The following is a 20,913-nucleotide window of genomic DNA, read 5'->3' as shown; positions in this document are numbered from 1 at the left end:
CAGGCCGCGTCCAGACCCCTCTGTGCCGTTTGCGGGACTGGCATTTGCCCCGTCTGTGGGCTATCTGGCAGGGAAAGAACCCGCAGCGCCAGGCGTGCTGCCTTTGCGCATCGAAAGGCTGCTACATGAGCTTTGAAACACCGGGGCCGGTTGAGGCGCAATTGCGCGATGCCATCAGCCCGATTGAAGACATCATCGAAGAGGCCCGCCAGGGCCGCATGTTCATTCTGGTCGATCACGAGGATCGTGAGAACGAAGGAGATCTGGTGATCCCGGCGCAAGCTGCGGATGCGGCGGCGATCAACTTCATGGCCACCCATGGCCGCGGGCTGATCTGCCTGACGCTGCCGGCCGAGCGGATCGAGGAACTGGGCCTGCCGATGATGGCGCTGCACAACTCCTCGCGCCATGAAACCGCCTTTACCGTGTCGATTGAAGCGCGCGAAGGCGTGTCTACCGGTATTTCCGCTGCCGACCGGGCACTGACCGTAGCCACCGCCATCGACCCCGACAACACCGCTGCCGATATTGCCACCCCCGGCCATGTCTTCCCGCTGCGTGCGCGCCGGGGCGGGGTGCTGGTCCGTGCGGGCCACACAGAGGCCGGCTGCGATGTGGCCCGGCTGGCCGGCCATTACCCGTCTTCGGTGATCTGCGAGATCATGAAGGAAGACGGCACCATGGCGCGGCTGCCCGATCTGGTGGACTACGCGCAGAAACACGGGCTGAAGATCGGCACCATTTCCGACCTGATCACCTACCGCGCGCGCAACGACAACCTGGTGGCGGAAACCTCGCGCGAGACCGTGACCTCGGAAATCGGCGGCGAGTGGGAAATGCGCCTGTTTACCGACCAGACCCACGGCATCGAACATGTGGTAATGATCAAGGGCGACATCACCACGCCGGAGCCGGTTCTGGTGCGCACCCATGCGCTGCATGAGGCAACGGACATCCTGGGCCTTGGCCCGAAATCGGCCCGCCAGCTGCCCCGCGCTATGGAGATCATCGCCGAAGAGGGCCGCGGTGTGGTGACCCTGTTCCGCCAGCCGCGCAACGCGCTGTACGCCAATGAGGAAGACGGCGCACGGACAGTGACCATCAAGCAGACCGGCATCGGCGCCCAGATCCTTTCAAGCCTGGGATTGAACGAACTGGTGCTGCTGACCGACTCGCCCTCGACCAAATATGTCGGGCTGGATGCCTATGGGCTGTCCATCACCGGCAGCCGCCCCATTCTGAAGGACGATTGATATGGCTGGACATGAAACCCACTACACCCTGCCGCGTGCCGAGTTCGACAAGCCGGTAAAGATGCTGATCGTTGTGGCGCCTTACTACAAGGATATCGCCGACAATCTGGTGACCGGTGCCGCGGCTGAAATCGAAGCCGCAGGAGGAACTTTCGAGATCGTCGAAGTGCCCGGCGCGCTGGAAGTGCCGACCGCAATCGCCATCGCCGACCGCACCTCGAATTTCGACGGCTACGTGGCGCTGGGCTGTGTGATCCGCGGCGAGACCACCCATTATGACACCGTCTGCAACGACAGCAGCCGCGCAATCCAGCTGATGGGCCTGCAGGGTCTGTGCATCGGCAACGGCATCCTGACCGTGGAAAACCGCAAACAGGCCGAAGTGCGCGCTGATACCGCTGATCAGAACAAAGGCGGCGGCGCTGCAGCTGCGGCCTTGCATCTGATCGCACTCACGCGTAAGTGGGGCGCCCAGACCAAAGGCATCGGTTTCAAGGCGCCCACCGGGGCGTACCAGGTCGCCGGTACAGACAACGGATCCACCAGCGCATGAGCACCCAGGACAGCCGCCCCAAGGGCAACGGCAAGAATCAGATGAGATCGGCAGCGCGGCTTTATGCTGTGCAGGCCTTGTTCCAGATGGAGCAGAGCAGCCAGACCTTTGACAAGGTGATCGTCGAGTTTGAGGACCACCGGTTCGGCGCTGTCTATGAAGGCGATGAAATGGCGGAAGGAGATAACAAGATCTTCCGCAAGCTGGTGCGCGAGGCTGTGAACCACCAGGCGCAGATCGACCAGATGACCGACCGCGCCCTGGTGGCGAAATGGCCGATTGCCCGGATCGACCCCACGCTGCGCGCGCTGTTCCGCGCTGCGGGTTCCGAACTGACGCAATCCGACACCCCGCCCAAGGTTGTGATCAACGAGTTTGTCGATATCGCCCGCGCCTTCTTTCCCGAAGGCAAGGAGCCGAAGTTCGTCAACGCTGTGCTGGATCACATGGCGCGTGAAGCCAAGCCGGAAGCGTTCTGAGGCGGAAAGCTCCAGTATCAATTGAAAAAGGCGCACTGCAGGGGCGCCTTTTTTGTTTGGTGGCCATAGGCCCGCAAAGGGTGCGACAAATTCCGCTCAGTCCTTCCGGAAGCGCTGGACGGCGCCATAAAGACTGGTAACCTCCTATTGCATTTCTGGAGGACACAGATGCCTGAACTGGTTAAGATGTACATCCGTAACGTTGTGATCGGCTTCTGTATTGCTGCCGCATTTGTGGCGGTGCTGCTGTGGTTCAACGTGATGAACCTTTGGGGGCTGGTTGCCGGCTCTGATGCCGGGTTGCTGGCTGTGTTCCTGTTGTGGTTCATGCATGGCATCGTTTTTGCCGGCGTGCAGTTTGCCTGGGCCGTGATGGCAATGGCGGAAAAGGATGGCGGCCCCCGCCGCGGCACTCCGGTGGTCAATGAATTCCAGCCGGTGCGGGTTCCGGCTGACGCGCCTTCCCAGCGTAAGCGCCAGCTGCACCGCCGCCGCTGACCCGCAGGCAGGCTGAGCATTCCGCCCGCGCTTTCCACTCGGAAGGCGCGGTTTTTCTTTGGCGGCAGGAAAAAATGCGGCGGGACCACCAATCAACCGTGCGGCTTTGATTCCCGGGGACCTGTATGTACAGGTGGGCGCCAGGTAAACGGACCAGGGTCCGAACAGAGCCAGCTCCCGTGGAATTGCTTAAGGCCACTGGAATGCTGCCTGTCACAAGAAGGGCAGAACCCGCCAAACCCGTAAGTAGTCCGACTTGGGTGCTGTTACAAGGGGAACGCAGCACAGGCACGTCAATTCCGGTCAAAACCGCAGGATTGCAATCTGTTCCCTTATTGTTCACATTCTCCCGCATGATGGACGATCTGCAGCCCGGACAGAAACTCGCCCGCGGGGTGTCGCGCTATCTGCGCTCGCTGGGCTATGCGCCGCTGGAGGAATTTGTGCCGGTCCGCGGGCTGCGCGTCGATGTGATGGCGCTGGGGCCGAAGGGGGATCTGTGGGTGATTGAGTGCAAATCCAGCCGCGCCGATTTTCAGTCCGACAGCAAATGGGCGGGCTATCTGGAATGGTGCGACCGCTATTTCTGGGCGGTGGATACGGAGTTTCCAACCGAGCTGCTGCCGGACGGCACCGGGCTGATCATTGCCGACCCTTATGATGCCGAGATTATCCGCATGGCGCCGGAGGACAAGATGGCACCAGCACGCCGCAAGAAGCTGATTCAGAAGTTTGCCATGGATTCTGCCCGCCGCCTGCAATCCTTGCGCGATCCGCGCCCTGGCTTGGATGGGGTGCTGCTGGGTGGGGCAGGGGGCGACGCGCCGGAAGCCTGACCGCGGGCGGGGAGGCTCCCGCGCCTACAGGTGCCCCGGCTGCGCCGCGCCCCCTTGGCCGCCTTGGGCCCGGCAGCGCGCCTGCGGCGCGCTGCGCACGCTTGTGGCGCTGTCTTGGCAGGCCATTGCGTTCAGTGCAGGGAGGCGGGTGCGGAGTGCCGGAACGACTGCGTTACTTGACGCTGCGCGCCGCTTGCGCAGCGGCGCGGATCTCTTCGGCGATTTCCTCGGCTTCTTCCGGGTCAAAGTCCATCGGGATTTCAATGCTGCCGGTATCAATGAAAATCCGCACCATGCCCTGATCGGTCGGACCGATTTGCATGTTTGCCTCGATGTCGCGTTCGGTGTTGATACTCATTGCACACTCCAATGCCGGTCAGCGGATTGCAGCCGGTGCTAGCCCGGGGCAGGCTGAAACGCAAGCCGGCTTTGCGCTATGCTGTTTGCATGATGGATGTGACCCTGCGCCGATTCGCCCCTACCGACATGCAATGGCTGGCGGCCCGCCACCAGGATCTTTACGCCCGTGAAGCGGGGTTTGATGAAACCTTTGGTCCGCTGGTCGCCGATATCCTGCACAGTTTCTGCGCGGGCCACGATCCCGCCTGTGAACGCGGCTGGATGGCGGAAAGCGGCGGCGAGCGGCTGGGCACGGTGTTTTGCATGAAAAAGGATGCCGCCACAGCGCAGCTGCGGTTGTTCCTGCTGACGCCTGCGGCGCGCGGCAAGGGGCTGGGCAAACGGCTGCTGCGCGAGTGCATGGAGTTTGCCCGTGCAGCGGGGTACCGGGGCATGATGCTGAAAACCCATGAAAGCCACCAGACCGCCTGCGCGCTTTACCGGGCCTTCGGCTGGCAGTTGACGGACAGCCATCCGGTGCACAGTTATGGACAGGACCTGGTGGAGCAGACCTGGCGGTTGTCTTTCCCGGAACCAGAGGATGGAGCGCTCTGAGCGAAGCGGGAAATTACGCATGATTGCAAGCGGTTGTGGATAACTTTCAGTCGGCGTCATGGCCGGGTCGGGGCCGTCGCGCCGGGCAATCTGATGCGGCAGATTTCTGCAGCGGAAAGGCAAAAAAACTTCTTGCGCGCCTCCGGGACGTGCTATAAATGACCCCACAGTGCCGCCTTAGCTCAGTTGGTTAGAGCGCCTGATTGTGGATCAGGAGGTCCCCCGTTCGAGCCGGGGAGGTGGTACCACTCAATCAAACATCTTGGGCAGTCTCAGCTGCGGCACCGGTCTGGCGCTTCTGCCGGACATGATTTTTGCAGTCTCAAATTCTACTGCGGATTCCGGTCAGTCCAAGTTGCACTGGCCGCTGAGCAGCCGACTCGCTCACGCCTCCCGTTGGGTGCCTACAGCCGGGACTGAGGTTGTGATGCTTTTCTGGTGATTAACCCTGAGGCCGCGCAATTCGGCGCGGTCCAGGGATCTGCCGCAAGCGGGGCGGGCTAAAGCAGCGGAGCTATGCTAGCTGGTGCATGCCGTTCTGCTGGAGCACGCAATACAAGTGCTCCAACAGCCCCAGGCAAGCGGAACCTTGCCTCAATCGGTTGTGCTGGTGGTCGTAGTCGTTGTTGTGGTCGATGTGCCACTATCATCATCGGCGATCAGAACCAGGAACAGCACCCCTGCAACCGCTCCGGCGGCTGCTCCGGCGGACAACCCGGTTTCCGGCAGGCCGCTTGCGGCGGCCTGGGCCACAGCCTCGGCGCCCGGTGCCTGGCAGGTCACCTGCAGCGTGCCGTTTGCCAGATAGGTGGCGGAGACCGGAACACCGGCGCCGCAGGCCACACGCCGCTTGGCTTCGTTCAGCGCGGCGTCCGCGGTCTGGGTAAATACGGGCTGTCCGGTAATAGACAGGGGGATAATCAATGCCGCAGCCCGCAAGATACTGGTGTACATGATAAAACAACCTTATGCTTTGGAACATCTTAAGGTTAATGAAGGCCCGGGCGCCAAGCAACATGGCGGCGCCGCAGCGGTGATGTTCCGGCAAGATGCCGCGCAGCTGCGGTTCCGCTATGAGCGGTTCTTCGGGGAAATGCGAGGGTAACGATATGTTTAAGACAGCCGTCAAGGGCTTGACCGCAGGGGTCTCCTGCCTGGGTCTGGCCGCAGCACCCGCTCTGGCACAGGGCGCTGGACCCCTGACCTATACAGTCGTAGTTCCCGCCGGAGAATTCGGTTCAGCTGCCTTTCTGACCGAGCTGCTGGGCACCCTGTCCGCAGCCAAGGCCTTCTGCCGCGCCACCGGTGATTCGGCGCTGCAGGTCGATTGCCTCTCTGAACGGCTGGAAGCAGCCGCAGATGGCATCCCGCAAGGGACCGATTACGACGAGGTGCGTGACGTGCTGGAGGATACCTCGGCCCGGCTGAAGCGGCTGGTCCGCCAGAACAGCGACCCGGGCCGGAGCCGGGTTAGCGTCACCAGCTCCGCAAACCCGGCTGAACGCACCACCAGACCGCTGACGCCTGTCAGGCCGTCCGCTCAGGCTGCAGTGAACCGGGAAGCTGCCCGCATATTCGAGGACGCAGGCACAGTCCTGTTGCGCAGTGCTGAATCTGCGCGGGAACGGCAGGCGCAATACGCCCAGATCGCCGCGGCGATCGATTCAAATAAGGTGCTGCTCAGGTCCTGACCCCGCTGGGTCAGTCCTTGATCCGCACTTCCTGGCGGAGCGCGCCGGACTCGCGGTCGAAAATCAGGATGCGGTTGTCTTGGCTGACCACAGCAATCCAATCGCGTCCCAGGGTCACTGCTTGGGCCTCAACCCCGTCGGGCAGGGCGATTTCTGCTGGCAGCGGCGCATCGCCTGCCTGCAAGCGGATGACAAGCAGCGAGATTATCACTACAAGCCCGCCAATCATCACCACGGTCAGCGTGGTCACAAGCCGCCGCAGGAACCGGATCTGCGGCGGCTCTGTTTGGATTTCGGTCTCGGAAGGATCAGTCATGGGCAGCCGCCGGATTGAGTTTGTCATCGCGGAAAACCCGCCTAAGCGGCTTGATAAAGCGGTTTCGCGCGATGTGCCAGAGGAGGCATCGCTGTCGCGTACCCGCCTGGCCCGGCTGATCGAGGAGGGCGCGCTGACGGTGGATGGCGCCATGGTGCAGGACGCCAAGGCCAAGGTTGAGGCCGGCGCGCAAATTGCGATCACCGTGGAAGAGGCCGAAGACAGCCACATCGGCCCCGAAGACATCCCGCTGGAAGTTATTTTCGAGGATGATGATCTGATCGTCATCAACAAACCCGCAGGCATGGTGGTGCACCCGGCGCCAGGCTCGCCCTCGGGTACATTGGTTAATGCGCTGCTGCACCATTTCGGCGGCCGTCTCTCAGGCGTGGGCGGCGTCAAACGCCCTGGCATCGTGCACCGCATCGATAAGGAAACCAGCGGCCTGCTGGTGGTGGCCAAATCCGATGCTGCCCATCAGGGGCTGGCGGTGCAATTCGAAAAACATACGGTGGAGCGCTACTATCAGGCCATCTGCTACGGCGTGCCGGACGGCAACGACCCGCGGCTGCGCGGCGTCAAGGGTGCCAGTTTTGAACCCGGCAATATCCTCAAGCTCACCACCCAGCTGGCCCGACACAAAACCGACCGGCAGCGCCAGGCGGTGCTGTTTCAGGGCGGCCGCCATGCGGTGACCCGGGCTCGCATCTGCGAGGGGTTCGGCAACCCGGCCTGCGCGGCGTTGATCGAATGCTGGCTGGAAACCGGCCGCACCCATCAGATCCGGGTGCATATGGCCCATGCCGGCCACGGCCTGGTGGGGGATCCCACTTATGGCGGGCGCCGCAAACTGGCGGCCAAGGCCTTGAACGAAGTTGCGCAGGCGGCTGTGCAAACGTTCCCGCGCCAGGCGCTTCACGCTGCTGTCTTGGGATTCAACCACCCGGTGACGGGCGCGCCGCTCAGGTTTGAGGCCCCACTGCCGCAGGATATGGCGGAATTGCTGGCAGCATTGCGCCAGTAAATTGCCAGCAAATAAGCGTGTTCATGCCTGTGATGCAATTCACAGACGTGTTCCCCCAGGCTAACATACAAGAATTCCTTAAGCGGTCCTTGAAAAGGATTTGGCGCTAACACATATGCGCTAATGTTAAGTCCTTATACATTTTGGGAGGGACACTTTATATGGCGAATTATGCAAACCTGCCTGCCCCGACGCCTGAAGGCGGTCTGAACCGGTATCTCCAGGAAATCCGCAAGTTTCCACTGCTGGAGCCGGAAGAGGAATACATGCTGGCCAAGCGCTGGGTCGAAGAACAGGATGCAGCTTCGGCGCACAAGATGGTGACCTCCCATCTGCGGCTCGCGGCCAAGATTGCCATGGGTTACCGCGGCTATGGCCTGCCGCAGGCAGAAGTGATTTCCGAGGCGAACGTCGGCCTGATGCAGGCGGTTAAGAAGTTCGATCCTGAAAAAGGCTTCCGGCTGGCGACCTATGCGATGTGGTGGATCCGCGCGTCGATCCAGGAATATGTCCTGCGGTCCTGGTCGATGGTCAAACTGGGAACAACCTCGGCGCAAAAAAAGCTGTTCTTCAATCTGCGCAAGGCCAAGGCCCGCATTGGCGCGCTGGAAGATGGCGATCTGCGCCCCGAAAACGTCAAGCGGATTGCCACCGACCTCGGCGTGACCGAGGACGAGGTGATCTCGATGAACCGCCGCATGTCGGGCGGTGATGCATCGCTCAATGCCACCGTCGGCTCCGAGGGCGAGGGCACCATGCAGTGGCAGGACTGGCTGGAGGATGAAGATGCCGACCAGGCGGGCGATTACGAAGCCCGCGATGAGCTGGAGGCCCGCCGGGAGCTTCTGGCTGCGGCACTGGACGTGCTTAACGATCGCGAGAAGGATATCCTGACCCAGCGCCGCCTGATGGACCAGGCGGTGACGCTGGAGGAGCTAAGCACGCAATACAATGTCAGCCGCGAGCGGATCCGCCAGATCGAGGTGCGGGCGTTTGAAAAGCTGCAAAAGAAGATGCGCGACCTGGCGATGGAAAAGGGCATGCTGACCGGCGCATGATCCCCAGGCCCGGCAGTAGACTGTAAAGGCGGTGCTTGGCACCGCCTTTTTTTGTCAGCTGGCAATGATGCTGGCTTTACGGCAGCGGCCCTGCCGGATTGTTTCGCGCGCGAAACATCGGGTCAAAAAGACTGACCTGAAATGCTGGCGGAGGCTGGCTGCAAAACCTGTCTGGCGCGGGCCTGGCAAAATGCTGGGTGCGTAGCTGAATGGGGGCTGGCGGAAATGCTGGCTGACAGTCATGCGCGTGGCTGGCTGAAATCACTCTGGTTGCTGGCGTCGCTTGCGGTCTGGCTGTCCCGAAGGAGGGCTGGCTGCTTGCGGCCTGATGATTCTGGCTTGCGTGCAATTTCTGCATCCTGTGTAGCCGCACCCAAGTTTCTGGTCAACGGAAAATGTAATGAAATCAAATAGTTGATAGATTTACTCGGGAATCGCTCCCGGGCAGCCCTAGGCAGCGCGCCTGTGCGGCCTTACATTCACTCCCTCTGGCAAAGGAGGACGGTCCATGGCAGGCGGCTGGGCGCAGGACGGCGCGGTGAATGAACAGATTGAAGCCTCGATCAATGACGAACTGGCGCGGCTGAAGGCGGTGCGGCGCCCGGTGGGCGAAAGCCTGACCCATTGCGCCGAATGCGAAGAGGTGATCCCCGAAAAACGCCGCGTGGCCATTCCTGGCGTCAAGCTCTGCATCGATTGCCAGCAGGAGCGCGACGGCGCCCATCAGGCACGCGGGGGTTTCAACCGGCGCGGCTCGAAGGACAGCCAGTTGAAGTGAATCATTGGGTGATCAGATGCCGTATTTTCTGCGCAGCTTTCGGACTTGTGACCCGATCTTGTTGCCAGGCTTAATGCGCTCCGCGAATTCTTTTCTTGGCTTGTACCAAGACTTGTCCTTTTCGCTGTATTTCCACAGTTGCCCTTCGCTGTCGGCTACATGCCGGTAGCATTCTTTACGTGGTGCGCCGGGAACACCCTTTTGGTAATACCAATTGGCTTCATAGCACAGGCTGCCCTTAGACGTCGCATACCACTTCCCAAGCCCGACGTTGTCTTCCCAGATTGCCTGAAAACTGCCGTCCGGTGCCCAGTAGGAGCCTCCCTTGCTCCAGATCCAGGTTTTCCCCGCATATAATTCCGCAGTGGTTTGACCGCTGACAGGTTTTTTGCGGTCCGGGCCGGCCGCGATAGGATTGGTGGCGGTCAGGGCAACGGCAATTGCGGTCACTGTGATCTTTGGAAACGGTACCATAGTAACTACTCCCCTACTGGTTAACGGGCTTAGTTTACCATAAATAGAATTTATATTCTAAAATTTACCCCTAGGCGGTGATCAATTGCACGCAATGGGAAGGGGTGTTGTGCTGCTCAAGGTTTTATAAGCCCCATCCGCAGGATGTGCTGCGGGCCGGCAATGCCGTGGGGATGGATGCCTCCGGTGTCTTCAAAACCGCCCTTGCGGTAGCAGCGGATGGCGCCGAAATTCTGCATGTTGACGGTCAGAACCACCGCGCGCCGCGCCGGATACTGCGCGGCCAGATAGGGCTTCAGTGCGGCAACGGCAGCTGTGGCATAGCCTTTGCGCTGCTCATCCCGGTCGATCATGAAGGCACGCAGGCCCAGCTCATCCGGCCCGGCAAAGCTGTAGGTTTCGTGATACAGCCGGTCGATCTTGAAGAACCCGACTACTTGGGAGCCGTCAAGGATGGCGTGAAAATCCACGCCGTCCTCGTTTTCTTCAAACGCCTGCGCCACAGTGCCGCTATAGCGGATCTGATCCAGCTCCACCTGAATATGGGAGACCAGATCAAATTCGCTGCGGGCCACCGGACGCAAGCAGAGGCGCATCAGCCTTCCATCGCTTCCAGTTCATCAATGAAGCCGGAGATCATCGACAGGCCCTTGTCCCAGAACTTGGGGTCGGAGGCGTCGAGGCCGAAAGGCGCCAGCAGCTCCTTGTGGTGCTTGGATCCGCCTGCTTTCAGCATTTCGAAATACTTGTCCTCGAAACCCTCGCCTCCCTCGGCGTAGACCGAATAGAGCGCGTTCACCAGCCCGTCGCCAAAGGCATAGGCGTAGACGTAGAAGGGCGAATGCACAAAGTGGGGGATATAGGCCCAGAAGGTCTCATAGCCTTCCATGTACTCGAAAGCTTCGCCCAGGCTTTCGGCCTGCACCGACATCCAGATGGCGTTGATGTCATCCGGCGTCAGCTCGCCTTCGCTGCGGGCAGCATGCAGTTTGCATTCAAAGTCATAAAAGGCGATCTGGCGCACAACCGTGTTGATCATGTCCTCGACCTTGCCGGCCAGCAGAACCTTGCGCTGCTCCTGGGTTTCTGCCCCGTCCAGCATCTTGCGGAACGTCAGCATCTCGCCGAACACGCTTGCGGTTTCCGCCAGCGTGAGGGGGGTGGAGGAGAGCATCTCCCCCTGTTCTGCCGCCAGCACCTGGTGCACGCCGTGGCCCAGCTCGTGTGCCAGCGTCATCACGTCGCGCGGTTTGCCCAGATAGTTGAGCATCACATAGGGGTGGACATTGGTGACGGTGGGGTGGGCAAAGGCACCCGGTGCCTTGCCGGGTTTCACGCCGGCGTCGATCCAGCCGTCCGAGAAGAACGGCGCCGCAATCTCGCCCATGCGGGGATCGAAGGCGTTATAGGCGTCCATCACGGTTTTTTCCGCCTGATCCCAGGTGATGGTGCGGGGGTCTTCCAGCGGCAGGGGCGCGTTGCGGTCCCAGACCTGCATCACGTCCAGACCCAGCCATTTGCGTTTCAGCTCGTAGTAGCGGTGGCTCAGCTTGGGGTAGGCGGCAACCACGGCTTCGCGCAGGGCCTCGACCACTTCCGGTTCGACATCGTTGGACAGGTGGCGGCCAGTCTGGGCGCTGGGCATGCCGCGCCAGCGGTCGATGATTTCCTTTTCCTTTGCTTGCGTGTTGTGGACGCGGGCAAAGGTCTTGATGTTTTCACCGAACACACGAGCCAGCTCCCGCGCCGCCGCCTCGCGTTTGGCGCGGCCGGGGTCGGTCAGAAGGTTCAGAGTGCCTTCAATGGTCAGCTCTTCGCCATCGACGGTGAACTGCAAACCGGCGATGGTTTCGTCAAACAGTTTCTCCCAGGCATCGCCGACGATGCCAAGGTCATGCATGAACCGTTCCAGCTCATCCGACAGTTGGTAAGGTTTCATGGCGCGGATGCGGCGGAACACGCTGGCATAGCGGGCAAGGTCCGCATTGGCGGCCAGGTGGGCCTGCATCGCGCCGTCCTCGATGCGGTTCAATTCCAGCGTGAAGAACACCAGCGGAGTGGTGGCGACCGTCACCTTTTCCTGGCAGTCCGACAGAAAGGCGGCACGGTCCGCGTCGGTGGTCAGCTGGTAATAGCGCAGGCCCGCAAAGGACATGATGCGGCCGGCGATGTTGTTGATCTTCTCGTTGCGCTCAACACATTTCAGCAGGCCGGCGGCATCCAGGTCCGCCAGTTTGCCCTCGTAATCGGCGGCGAATGCGGCGCATTCCTCTTGCAGCCAGTCCAGGTCGCGGGCCAGTTCGGGGGCGTCCTCGGATTTATAAAGGTCGCTGAGGTCCCATTCCGGCAGATTGCCAAGGCTGCCGGAACCGGCAGAGGCGTTTGCGTCGCGAACGGGGAAGGGAAGCTGGAACATGGGGGCTCCTGTTATGAGAAATGCTTTGACCCAACATCTAAGAGGCGGCTGCCGGGATCACAAGCAGGCGGGTGCTGATCATCTGCAGATCACCGGGAGTTTAGCGACAGCTGGTAAGGGGCGGATAAAGGTGCCGCGCTCACTCGGCGCGCCGCCTGGCAATCAGCCGCCGTATTGTTGAAACAGGCGGCACATGCTGGAAAACACATGTGCGCGGATCTCTGGGGTTTCCATCATCACTTCGTGCTGGGCGCCCTTGATCAGGTCCAACTCGCCGCCGGGCCAGCGCGCCATCCGGTCGTGGATGGCATCGGTGTTGACGATCTGCTCGTCCGAGCCAAGGAGGGTGATGCAAGGCAGGGCGGGCGATGGCTGCTGCGCCAGCCAGGCGCAGTCCTGCAGGCTGACGCGCAGCCATTGGATGGTCGGGCCGCCAAGCGCCAGATCAGGCTGTGCGGCCAGCTGGGCATGCATCATCCGGTACATATCCGGATCGGTGGTCAGCGTGTTGTCCTCAAACGGCGTGATCTGCACATATTGTTCCAGCGCCGTTGTTGGCAGCAGTAACTTGTCCAGACGCAGAAACGGCGCAACGCCGCTTAGAAAACTGGCCAAGGGGCGCAGCAGCGGCGGGATCTGGATCCCCCACATTGGTCCGGTAAAACAGCAGGCGCTGACCTGCAGCCCCTGCATCAGCGCGCGCAATCCAATGGCGCCGCCCATGGAATGGCCGACCAGAAACCAGGGCTTCGGCAGTTCCAGCTGTTCGCCAAGGCGGATCAGTGCCTGCACGTCCTTCTGGAAGTCGCTGAAGTTTTCGACATGGCCCAGGCGGCGGTCTGCCAGCGTCCGATCCGCCAGCCCCTGGCCGCGCCAGTCCACCGTGAGGGTGGCAAAGCCGCAATCCGCAAATTCCGCAGCAGCAAGACCGTATTTTTCGATATATTCGGTGCGTCCGGGGAACAGCAGGACAGTGCCTTTTGCCTCTCCTTCCGGGCGCCAGTGGCCTGCACGAATGCGCAGGCCGTCCGAGGTCTGCACCCAGTGGGCCGCACCGCCCGCAGGCCCCTGCGCGATATCCGCGAACAAGGGTGCAGGCTGCAGCTCCATCGGGGCGCCGTCCATCAGGACAGGGCCGAGGCCAGCTTCATCGCGGTGCCCATGTCACCATCGATGGTCAGCTTGCCGGACATGAAGGCAGCGGTGGGGTTCAGGTCGCCCTCCAGGATCGACTGGAACGTATCGGCATCCGCTTTCATGGTGACATCGGTCTCTTCGTCGCCGACGCGTGCGCCAGAGCCGTCGAGCACGATGGAGCCCAGCCCTTCGATTTCGAATTTCGCGGAGGCGTCAAATTCGCCTGCGTCCAGTTTGCCGTTCAGGGCTTCTGCGGCCTGCGCAAGGGTATCGCTCATTTCAGTCCTCAATCTGTTTTGCGCGCTTCATAGCACAAACCTGTGAAGCATTTGCATCCAATACTGGAAATTGCCGCGCGCTGGATTACACTGGGGGCATCATGCTGGCAAATCTCCCAAAGCTCAAAGCTATCGTGGCGGCAACGGCAGTCACAGTCACGTTTTCCCTGCCTTGTGCCAGCGCGGCACAGCAGCTTTCCGCCGATGCGCTGCTGCAGAACCTGGCCTCGTCGGAGCAGTCCGAGGCAGCGGCCATCGACCGCGAGCTGCAGGCGCTCTGGGCCAAGAGCGGCTCGCCTGCGATGGATCTGCTGCTGCGGCGCGGCACCGATGCGCTGGAGCGTGGCGATTTGCAGCAGGCAGCTGAGCATCTGACCGCGCTGACCGATCATGCGCCGGACTTCGCCCGCGGCTGGTATGAGCGCGCGCGGACCTATTTTGCAATGGGGCTCTACGGGCCGTCGGTTGCGGATTTGGAACGCGCGCTGGCGCTGAACCCGATGGATTACAACGCGATCTACGCGCTGGGCGCGCTGTTCGAACAATTCCGCAAACCCGAGCGCGCCTATCAGGCCTACCAGCGGGCCAAGGCTATACATCCGCACCACGAGGAAGTAAGCAGCGCCCTTGAACGATTGGCGCCCTTGGCCGAGGGCCGGGAACTGTAAGCCCCATCGGGGCGGGGGCTGAAGCAATGGCAAGCGCATCGCGGATCGTGGCCGTTCTGGGCCCGACCAATACCGGAAAAACCCATTATGCCATCGAACGGATGCTGGGCTACCGCACCGGGGTGATGGGATTCCCGCTGCGGCTTCTGGCGCGCGAGGTCTATGACAAGGTGGTGGCGGCGCGCGGGCCGTCGGTGGTGGCGCTGGTCACCGGCGAGGAACGCATCGTACCGCCGCGCGCGAAATACTGGATCTGCACGGTGGAGGCGATGCCCGAGGGCATGGGCTGCGACTTCCTGGCGATCGACGAAATTCAGCTCTGCGCGGACCCCGAGCGCGGCCATGTCTTCACCAACCGCCTGCTGCGCGCCCGCGGCACGCTGGAGACGCTGTTTTTGGGTGCCGACACCATGCGGGGCCCGATTTCGGCACTGGTGCCGGGGGTGGAGTTCCATCGTCGCGAGCGAATGTCCGATCTGATCTATGCAGGTTCGAAAAAGATAAGCCGGATGCCGTCGCGGACCGCAATCGTTGGGTTTTCGGTTGATAATGTCTATGCAATTGCTGAGCTGATCCGCCGCCAAAAGGGCGGCGCAGCGGTGGTGATGGGCGCGCTGTCGCCCCGGACACGCAACGCCCAGGTGGAGCTGTATCAGAATGGCGAGGTGGACTATCTGGTGGCCACCGATGCCATCGGCATGGGGCTGAACCTTGATATCGATCATGTGGCGTTTTCCTCGACCCGCAAATTCGACGGCCGCCGGATGCGCGAGCTGGCCCCGAATGAGCTGGCGCAGATCGCCGGCCGCGCCGGCCGGGGGATGAGTCACGGCACTTTCGGCGTCACCGGCGATGCAAGGCCGCTGGATGAGGGCACCGCCTCGGCCATCATGAACCATCAGTTCACGCCGCTGAAAAAACTCAACTGGCGCTCTGCCGATCTGCAGTTCGGCACGGTTGAAGCGCTGATCCACTCGCTTGAGGCCAGCCCTTCGGATGAGAATCTGATCAAAGCGCGCGAGGCGGATGATCTGGGCGCGCTGAAACTGCTGTCGCGCGAATCCGCGATCATTTCCCGCAGCACTAATGCGCAATCGGTCCGGCTGTTGTGGGATATCTGCCGGATCCCGGATTTCCGCGGCATCTCGCACGCCGAGCATGCCTCGCTGTTGGGGGTGATTTTTGAACACCTGCATGGCGGCGGTGTGGTGCCGGATGACTGGATGGCGCGCCAGATCAAGCGAATTGACCGCACCGACGGCAACATCGACACATTGTCGAAAAGATTGGCATTTATCCGCACGTGGACATATGTCGCGCAAAGGAATGGCTGGCTGCGTGACGAAAGCCATTGGCGCGGGGAGACGCGCGCTGTAGAAGACAGGTTGTCAGATGCGCTGCACGAGCGCTTGACGCAAAGATTTGTGGACCGGCGCACGTCTGTGCTGCTGCGCCGGCTCAAGCAGAAGGAGGCCCTTTTGGCCGAAGTGAATGACAAGGGTGAAGTGACGGTTGAAGGCGAATTCGTCGGCCGTCTCGAGGGGTTCCGGTTCAGCCCGGACAAAAGCGCGCAGGGTGCCGAGGCCAAGGCCTTGAAGGCGGCCTCGCTGCAGGCTTTGGCGCCGCAATTCCATCTGCGTGCGGACCGGTTCTATAACGCGCCCGATACCGAGATTGATTACACCGAACAGGGCGGCCTGATGTGGGGCGAACATGCGGTGGGCAAGCTGGTGGCCGGCGCCGACGCGCTGGCCCCGCAGATCGAGGTCTTTGTGGACGAGTCCGCCGGGCCGGATGTGGCTCAGAAGGTTGAGCGCCGCCTGCTGCATTTCATCACCCGCAAGATCAACGCGCTGTTTGAGCCGCTGCTGGCCTTGCAAAAGGACGAAGAGCTGACCGGTCTGGCCCGCGGCTTTGCCTTCCGCATGGTGGAAAATCTTGGCGTGCTGCCGCGTGCCAGCGTGATGCAAGAGGTCAAGGATCTGGACCAGGACGCCCGCGGCGCGCTGCGCAAGCATGGTATCCGTTTCGGCCAGTTCACCATTTTCATGCCGCTCCTGCTGAAACCGGCGCCGACCCGTCTGCGGCTGGTGCTGTGGTCGCTGGCAAACGGTCTGCAGGATTTCCCCGAATCTCCGCCTCCGGGTTTGGTCACCGTGCCCTCCGCCAAGGACGCACCTGAAGGCTATGACACCATGTCCGGCTACCGCGCGGCGGGTGAGCGGATGATCCGTATCGACATGCTGGAGCGTCTGGCCGACATGCTGCGCGGCGAAGACAGCCGCGGCGGCTTTGAAGCCAAGGCTGACATGCTGTCGATCACCGGCATGACGCTGGAACAGTTCGCCGACCTGATGCAGGGTCTGGGCTATAAGGCAGAGAAGGGCGAGCGCCAGAAGGTGAAGCCGGTTACGGCGGAAGCCGGGGCCAAGCCTGCTGAAGCTGAAGCCAAGCCTGCTGAGGCAGCTGCTGAATCCGCGCCTGCAACGGAAGATCCGGCTGCTGAAACCGCTGCAGAAGCCGTGGATGCGGTGCCTGCTGAGGATGCCGTTGCTGAAGCTCCCGCCGCTGAGGCCGAGGCGGCGCCTGCACAAGACACTGCAGAAGCCAAGCCCGAGGCGGCGGCTGATGCGGATGCCGCTGCCGAACCGGAAATGGAAGTGTTCTTCACCTTCACCTGGGGCGGCAACCGCGGCGGACGCCAAGGCGGCGGCCAGCGCCAGCAGAACCGCCGTCTGCAGGGCGATGGCAAACCTGCCGGCAAGGGCAAACCGCGCGGTGCCAAAGGCGGCGACCGTGGCGGCGGCCCGCGCGGCAAGCCGGGCCGCAAGGGCGGTCCGCGTCAGGATCAGGGCGCCAAAACCTATTCCGCGCGTCCCGCGAAAAAGGAAAAGCAGATCGACCCGGACAACCCCTTTGCAGCTGCGCTGATGGGGCTGAAACAGGGCGACTGATCCTGCCATGACCGAGGGCGCGCCCAAGATCCGCATCGACAAGTGGCTATGGCATGCGCGGTTTTTCAAGACCCGCAGCCTGGCCGCCAAACAGGTCAGTGCGGGTCATGTGCGCCTCAATGGCACCAAGACCTTGAAGCCGGCTCAGAACGTCACCCCGGGTGACGTTCTGACCTTCGCCCAGGCCAAAGTGATCCGGGTGGTGCGGGTGGAGGCCGTCGGCGAACGCCGCGGCCCGGCGCCTGAGGCACAGGCACTGTACTTCGATATGACGGAAAAGCAGGAAAAAATTCCGGCCAATCCCAAGTTCGAAGGAAAAGGCCGGCCGGACAAAAAAGCCCGCAGAGCGCTTGATCTTACTCGCAAGCAGGATACCCTTTGACGGCTTGAAGCCGTCGCCGGTCTGGATTAGCTAGGCGCAAACGGATAACGGGACTCGGTACTATGACCTATGTCGTGACGGAAAACTGCATCGCCTGCAAATACACCGACTGTGTCGAGGTATGCCCGGTGGATTGCTTTTACGAGGGCGAGAACACCCTGGTGATCCACCCCGACGAATGCATCGACTGCGGCGTCTGCGAACCGGAATGCCCGGCGGATGCAATCCGCCCGGATACCGAACCGGACATGGACAAATGGGTTGAGTTCAACCGCAAGTACTCTGAACTGTGGCCGGTTATCGTTTCCAAGAAAGACCCGATGCCGGGCTACGAGGAACGCGACGGCGAAGAGGGCAAGATGGAGAAGTATTTCTCCGAGGCGCCCGGCGAAGGCGGCTGATTCTCTGCCAGATAGGGGCGATGCCGCAAATTTGCAGGAAACCGCCGTATCGCATGGGGTTTTAACGGACCCTGGTTTGCAGGCCGCCTTTCGGGCGGCCCTTTTTTGTGGTATGCTCAAAACACAAAAGACATAAACAATCGGAGTCCGCCCCTGGCGCACGCCAGCAGTGGTGCGCAGATTGGGCGGTATTTCTGCGGATAAAATGTCCTGGGGGCTGGTCAAATCAAACTGACCGGGGCCGGGCATTTTGTTCGCTAAAATGCCGGAGCCGCCCGGCAATGAGTAAGGAACAACCTGTATGACCAAATCGAAGAAGCTCGAATTCCGCCCCAATGAGTATGTAGTCTACCCGGCGCATGGGGTGGGACAGATCATCTCGATCGAGGAGCAGGAAGTGGCCGGCTTTGCGCTGGAGCTTTTCGTGATCACCTTTGAGAAAGACAAGATGACCCTGCGGGTGCCGACCAACAAAGCAACCGAAGTGGGCATGCGCTCGCTCAGCTCGCCGGACGTGATTGCCCAGGCGATGAAGACGCTGAAAGGCAAGGCGAAGGTGAAGCGCGCGATGTGGTCGCGCCGCGCCCAGGAATATGAGCAAAAGATCAACTCCGGCGACTTGATCTCAATCGCCGAAGTGGTGCGGGACCTGCACCGCACTGATGACCAGCGCGAGCAAAGCTACTCCGAACGCCAGCTTTATGAAGCAGCGCTTGAGCGTTTGACCCGCGAAGTCGCAGCTGTGTCCGGCAATGACGAAATTGCTGCCGCCAAGCAGGTGGATGAGGTTTTGACCTCCCGCGTTGCCGCGTAAGCATCTGCTGTAAACAGTAATTGAAAGGCCGTGCCCCCTAGGGTGCGGCCTTTTTCATGCACTGGTCCGGCTCAGCTGCAGAGTGCGAGAAGCGTAAGCAGGCCGGAAATCTCGGCAATTTGCTGAGATGCTCCCAGAATATCCCCGGTTTGGCCGCCGATCTTAGCCTTGGCCAGCGCCCCCAAACCCAGGGCAGCCAGGCCCATGGCCAAGGCCGCGGCCAAGGCCGCAGCGCCAATCAGGGGCAGCGACAGGACAATGGCCAGCAGGGCCGCCAGCACACAGGGCAGGGCGCGGGGGCGGCCCACGGTTTGCGACAGGCCGGCGGCGCGCGCATTGGGCAGGGCCGACATCAGCGCAGGCATCACTGCCCGGCTCAGCATGGCCAACGCCGGCAGGGGCCAGGCACCTGCTGCAGCGATCAGCGCGGCCAAGGCGCTCCAGCGCAGGCCAAAGCCGAGGATCAGGGCAATCACTCCATAAGCGCCAATGCGGCTGTCCTTCATGATCTCCAGCCGCCGGTCCCGGGTGAAGCCGCCCCAAAGGCCGTCTGCGGTATCGGCCAGCCCGTCCTCATGCATGGCGCCGGTTAGCATCACCTGAACCGCCAACGCTAGCCCTGCGGCCACTGCGGCAGGCAGGCCTATGTGCATTGCAAAAGTTACAGCCAGCGCCGCTGGCAGGCTGACGGCAAGCCCGACCAGCGGGAACGCCCAGACCGCCTTGGCCTGCCGCTGGAACGCTTCGGACGGCAGAGGCGGCAGGGGCAGCCGGGTCAGCAGCACCAGCGCCAGCAGGATGTCTTTTGCCTGGATGTCGTTTTTTCGCATTTACGGGCCTATTGCGGGGCTTGCGGCACTGCCGTCAGCCGTTAAACAGATTGTCATCCGCTTTATCCGCGTCCCCCGCCCAGATGCAACGAGGCTTTCACATGCTGCCACAGCTTTCCTCCCTTGATGATTTTCGCGCCGCACTGGCCAGCGCACCCGTGCAGGACCAGGCTGCGCTTGATGGTGCGGCTGCGCGCAATACCCAGCTGACCAAACCTCCGGGCGCTTTGGGCCGGCTTGAGGAGCTGGCCATCTGGTATGGGGGATGGCGCGGCAGCGATAGGCCGGAAATCACCGCACCGCAGGTGATTGTCTTTGCGGGCAACCACGGCGTGACGGCACAGGGTGTTTCGGCCTTTCCACCGGAAGTCACCGCCCAGATGGTGATCAACTTCGAACACGGTGGCGCGGCCATCAACCAACTGGCCAGGCTGGCCGGCGCCCGCATGGATGTGCATGCGCTGGAGCTGGAGCGCCCGACGGGTGATTTCACCCAAGGACCGGCAATGAGCCGGGAAGATCTGCTGGCTGCGCTGAAAACCGGCTGGGATGCAGTGGACCCAAGCGCTGATCTGCTGGTGGTCGGCGAAATGGGCATCGGCAATACCACCCCCGCCGCCGCCCTGGCCTGTGTCCTGTTCGGCGGCGAGGCAGTGGATTGGACCGGGCGCGGCACCGGTGTGGATGAAGCCGGGCTTGCGCATAAAACCCGCGTGGTGGCCGAAGGTGTTGCACTGCATCGGGGCAGAATCAACGACGGGCTGGATGCGCTGGCCTGCTTGGGCGGACGCGAGATTGCTGCCATGGCGGGCGCCATTGCTGCCGCCCGTGTACTGTATATCCCGGTGATCCTGGACGGGTTTATCTGCTGCGCTGCAGCGGCCTGCCTGCTGCAAACCGCTGACGGCGCGCTGGACCACGCAGTGGCCGGCCATCAAAGCGCCGAAGGGGCGCATCCGGCGCTGCTGGCGAAGCTGGGCAAGCAGCCGCTGTTGTCGCTGGGCCTGCGTCTGGGCGAGGCCTCCGGTGCGGCGTTGGCGATTCAGGTTTTGAAAGGCGCTGTCGCCTGCCACAGTGGCATGGCGACCTTTGCTGAAGCGGGCGTCTCCGACGGCTGAG

The 20,913-nt window shown here is 62.0% G+C and carries 26 protein-coding genes and 1 tRNA gene; 18 read left to right on the top strand and 9 right to left on the bottom strand.

From position 1 onward, the window contains the following. Positions 1-125: 125 nt before the first annotated feature. From ribB to AQUI_RS0123310, 5 genes are all read left to right on the top strand, one after another. Positions 126-1,253: a 3,4-dihydroxy-2-butanone-4-phosphate synthase gene (gene ribB, locus AQUI_RS0123330; protein WP_027259680.1), complete on the top strand. Its 1,128-nt coding sequence runs from the start codon at positions 126-128 to the stop codon at positions 1,251-1,253. 1 nt (position 1,254) lies between these two features. After that, a complete protein-coding gene (locus AQUI_RS0123325; RefSeq protein ID WP_027259679.1) occupies positions 1,255-1,806 on the top strand; it encodes a 6,7-dimethyl-8-ribityllumazine synthase in 552 nt (183 codons plus the stop codon). Beyond that, positions 1,803-2,285: a transcription antitermination factor NusB gene (gene nusB / locus AQUI_RS0123320; RefSeq protein WP_027259678.1), complete on the top strand. Its 483-nt coding sequence runs from the start codon at positions 1,803-1,805 to the stop codon at positions 2,283-2,285. Before AQUI_RS0123325 ends, nusB begins: the two co-directional genes overlap by 4 nt. Positions 2,286-2,453: 168 nt before the next feature. Further along, complete coding sequence (locus tag AQUI_RS0123315) at positions 2,454-2,783, top strand: hypothetical protein (RefSeq protein WP_027259677.1); 330 nt, start codon at positions 2,454-2,456, stop codon at positions 2,781-2,783. Between the two features lie 353 nt (positions 2,784-3,136). Continuing rightward, positions 3,137-3,619 carry an MmcB family DNA repair protein gene (locus AQUI_RS0123310; protein ID WP_035920460.1) on the top strand — a complete coding sequence of 161 codons (483 nt, stop codon included), beginning with the start codon at positions 3,137-3,139 and terminating at the stop codon, positions 3,617-3,619. A gap of 172 nt (positions 3,620-3,791) precedes the next feature. Here the strand turns inward: AQUI_RS0123310 and AQUI_RS0123300 are convergent, their stop codons facing one another. Continuing rightward, positions 3,792-3,977: a DUF6324 family protein gene (locus tag AQUI_RS0123300; protein WP_027259675.1), complete on the bottom strand. Its 186-nt coding sequence runs from the start codon at positions 3,975-3,977 to the stop codon at positions 3,792-3,794. Between the two features lie 89 nt (positions 3,978-4,066). On the opposite strand from AQUI_RS0123300, the gene AQUI_RS0123295 reads away from it, so the two are divergent. Together AQUI_RS0123295 and AQUI_RS0123290 are read left to right on the top strand one after the other, a co-directional pair. After that, the gene (locus AQUI_RS0123295; RefSeq protein WP_027259674.1) at positions 4,067-4,573 is read left to right on the top strand and encodes a GNAT family N-acetyltransferase; all 507 of its coding nucleotides are present in this window, start codon (positions 4,067-4,069) and stop codon (positions 4,571-4,573) included. Positions 4,574-4,744: 171 nt separating this feature from the next. Beyond that, positions 4,745-4,821: transfer RNA gene (locus AQUI_RS0123290), tRNA-His, on the top strand. 346 nt (positions 4,822-5,167) lie between these two features. On the opposite strand, the gene AQUI_RS0123285 is transcribed toward AQUI_RS0123290, so the two are convergent. Continuing rightward, on the bottom strand, positions 5,168-5,527 hold the full coding sequence (locus tag AQUI_RS0123285; protein WP_027259673.1) for a hypothetical protein: 360 nt from the start codon (positions 5,525-5,527) through the stop codon (positions 5,168-5,170). Here AQUI_RS0123285 and AQUI_RS31595 point away from each other — a divergent pair. After that, positions 5,526-5,678, top strand: coding sequence for a hypothetical protein (locus AQUI_RS31595; protein ID WP_156916909.1), 153 nt, complete (start codon positions 5,526-5,528; stop codon positions 5,676-5,678). The two genes, AQUI_RS0123285 and AQUI_RS31595, sit on opposite strands and share 2 nt — an antisense overlap. A 4-nt stretch (positions 5,679-5,682) precedes the next feature. Then, positions 5,683-6,264 (top strand): hypothetical protein, encoded by a 582-nt coding sequence (locus AQUI_RS0123275; RefSeq protein ID WP_027259672.1) that lies wholly within the window; start codon positions 5,683-5,685, stop codon positions 6,262-6,264. Positions 6,265-6,274: 10 nt separating this feature from the next. Here AQUI_RS0123275 and AQUI_RS0123270 read toward each other — a convergent pair whose 3' ends face one another. After that, the gene (locus AQUI_RS0123270; RefSeq protein ID WP_027259671.1) at positions 6,275-6,580 is read right to left on the bottom strand and encodes a DUF6476 family protein; all 306 of its coding nucleotides are present in this window, start codon (positions 6,578-6,580) and stop codon (positions 6,275-6,277) included. Between AQUI_RS0123270 and AQUI_RS0123265 the strand changes: the two genes are divergently transcribed. From AQUI_RS0123265 to AQUI_RS0123250, 3 genes are all read left to right on the top strand, one after another. Further along, positions 6,579-7,604 carry an RluA family pseudouridine synthase gene (locus AQUI_RS0123265; protein ID WP_027259670.1) on the top strand — a complete coding sequence of 342 codons (1,026 nt, stop codon included), beginning with the start codon at positions 6,579-6,581 and terminating at the stop codon, positions 7,602-7,604. The genes AQUI_RS0123270 and AQUI_RS0123265 overlap by 2 nt on opposite strands. A 161-nt stretch (positions 7,605-7,765) precedes the next feature. Beyond that, complete coding sequence (rpoH, locus tag AQUI_RS0123260; protein ID WP_027259669.1) at positions 7,766-8,662, top strand: RNA polymerase sigma factor RpoH; 897 nt, start codon at positions 7,766-7,768, stop codon at positions 8,660-8,662. 508 nt (positions 8,663-9,170) lie between these two features. Continuing rightward, a complete protein-coding gene (locus tag AQUI_RS0123250; RefSeq protein WP_027259667.1) occupies positions 9,171-9,440 on the top strand; it encodes a DksA/TraR family C4-type zinc finger protein in 270 nt (89 codons plus the stop codon). A 12-nt stretch (positions 9,441-9,452) separates the two neighbouring features. On the opposite strand, the gene AQUI_RS29480 is transcribed toward AQUI_RS0123250, so the two are convergent. From AQUI_RS29480 to AQUI_RS0123225, 5 genes are all read right to left on the bottom strand, one after another. Continuing rightward, positions 9,453-9,914 (bottom strand): DUF995 domain-containing protein, encoded by a 462-nt coding sequence (locus AQUI_RS29480; protein WP_051371968.1) that lies wholly within the window; start codon positions 9,912-9,914, stop codon positions 9,453-9,455. Between the two features lie 116 nt (positions 9,915-10,030). Further along, the gene (locus AQUI_RS0123240) at positions 10,031-10,510 is read right to left on the bottom strand and encodes a GNAT family N-acetyltransferase (RefSeq protein ID WP_027259666.1); all 480 of its coding nucleotides are present in this window, start codon (positions 10,508-10,510) and stop codon (positions 10,031-10,033) included. Further along, positions 10,510-12,330, bottom strand: coding sequence for a M3 family oligoendopeptidase (locus tag AQUI_RS0123235; RefSeq protein WP_027259665.1), 1,821 nt, complete (start codon positions 12,328-12,330; stop codon positions 10,510-10,512). Before AQUI_RS0123235 ends, AQUI_RS0123240 begins: the two co-directional genes overlap by 1 nt. 162 nt (positions 12,331-12,492) lie before the next feature. Beyond that, the gene (locus AQUI_RS0123230) at positions 12,493-13,455 is read right to left on the bottom strand and encodes an alpha/beta fold hydrolase (protein ID WP_027259664.1); all 963 of its coding nucleotides are present in this window, start codon (positions 13,453-13,455) and stop codon (positions 12,493-12,495) included. Then, positions 13,455-13,745, bottom strand: coding sequence for an SCP2 sterol-binding domain-containing protein (locus AQUI_RS0123225; protein WP_027259663.1), 291 nt, complete (start codon positions 13,743-13,745; stop codon positions 13,455-13,457). Before AQUI_RS0123225 ends, AQUI_RS0123230 begins: the two co-directional genes overlap by 1 nt. A 101-nt stretch (positions 13,746-13,846) precedes the next feature. On the opposite strand from AQUI_RS0123225, the gene AQUI_RS0123220 reads away from it, so the two are divergent. The 5 genes from AQUI_RS0123220 (at position 13,847) to AQUI_RS0123200 (ending at position 18,964) form a co-directional block, all read left to right on the top strand. Then, the gene (locus tag AQUI_RS0123220; protein ID WP_027259662.1) at positions 13,847-14,413 is read left to right on the top strand and encodes a tetratricopeptide repeat protein; all 567 of its coding nucleotides are present in this window, start codon (positions 13,847-13,849) and stop codon (positions 14,411-14,413) included. Positions 14,414-14,439: 26 nt separating this feature from the next. Next, positions 14,440-17,367: a helicase-related protein gene (locus tag AQUI_RS0123215; protein ID WP_027259661.1), complete on the top strand. Its 2,928-nt coding sequence runs from the start codon at positions 14,440-14,442 to the stop codon at positions 17,365-17,367. Positions 17,368-17,374: 7 nt separating this feature from the next. Beyond that, positions 17,375-17,749, top strand: a complete 375-nt coding sequence (locus tag AQUI_RS0123210) for an RNA-binding S4 domain-containing protein (RefSeq protein ID WP_027259660.1) — start codon at positions 17,375-17,377, stop codon at positions 17,747-17,749. 62 nt (positions 17,750-17,811) lie between these two features. Beyond that, positions 17,812-18,150, top strand: a complete 339-nt coding sequence (fdxA, locus tag AQUI_RS0123205) for a ferredoxin FdxA (RefSeq protein ID WP_024090808.1) — start codon at positions 17,812-17,814, stop codon at positions 18,148-18,150. A 301-nt stretch (positions 18,151-18,451) separates the two neighbouring features. After that, a complete protein-coding gene (locus AQUI_RS0123200; RefSeq protein WP_024090807.1) occupies positions 18,452-18,964 on the top strand; it encodes a CarD family transcriptional regulator in 513 nt (170 codons plus the stop codon). 71 nt (positions 18,965-19,035) lie between these two features. On the opposite strand, the gene cobS is transcribed toward AQUI_RS0123200, so the two are convergent. Beyond that, positions 19,036-19,794, bottom strand: coding sequence for an adenosylcobinamide-GDP ribazoletransferase (gene cobS / locus AQUI_RS0123195; protein WP_027259659.1), 759 nt, complete (start codon positions 19,792-19,794; stop codon positions 19,036-19,038). 101 nt (positions 19,795-19,895) lie between these two features. Here cobS and cobT point away from each other — a divergent pair, with 101 nt between their 5' ends. Next, positions 19,896-20,912, top strand: coding sequence for a nicotinate-nucleotide--dimethylbenzimidazole phosphoribosyltransferase (gene cobT, locus AQUI_RS0123190; protein WP_027259658.1), 1,017 nt, complete (start codon positions 19,896-19,898; stop codon positions 20,910-20,912). Position 20,913: the final 1 nt, after the last annotated feature.

It is taken from the genome of Leisingera aquimarina DSM 24565 (assembly GCF_000473165.1).
Lineage (GTDB): Bacteria > Pseudomonadota > Alphaproteobacteria > Rhodobacterales > Rhodobacteraceae > Leisingera > Leisingera aquimarina.
The sequence above is the reverse complement of the archived record's forward strand: the minus strand, read 5'-3'. Positions and strand labels throughout refer to the sequence as shown.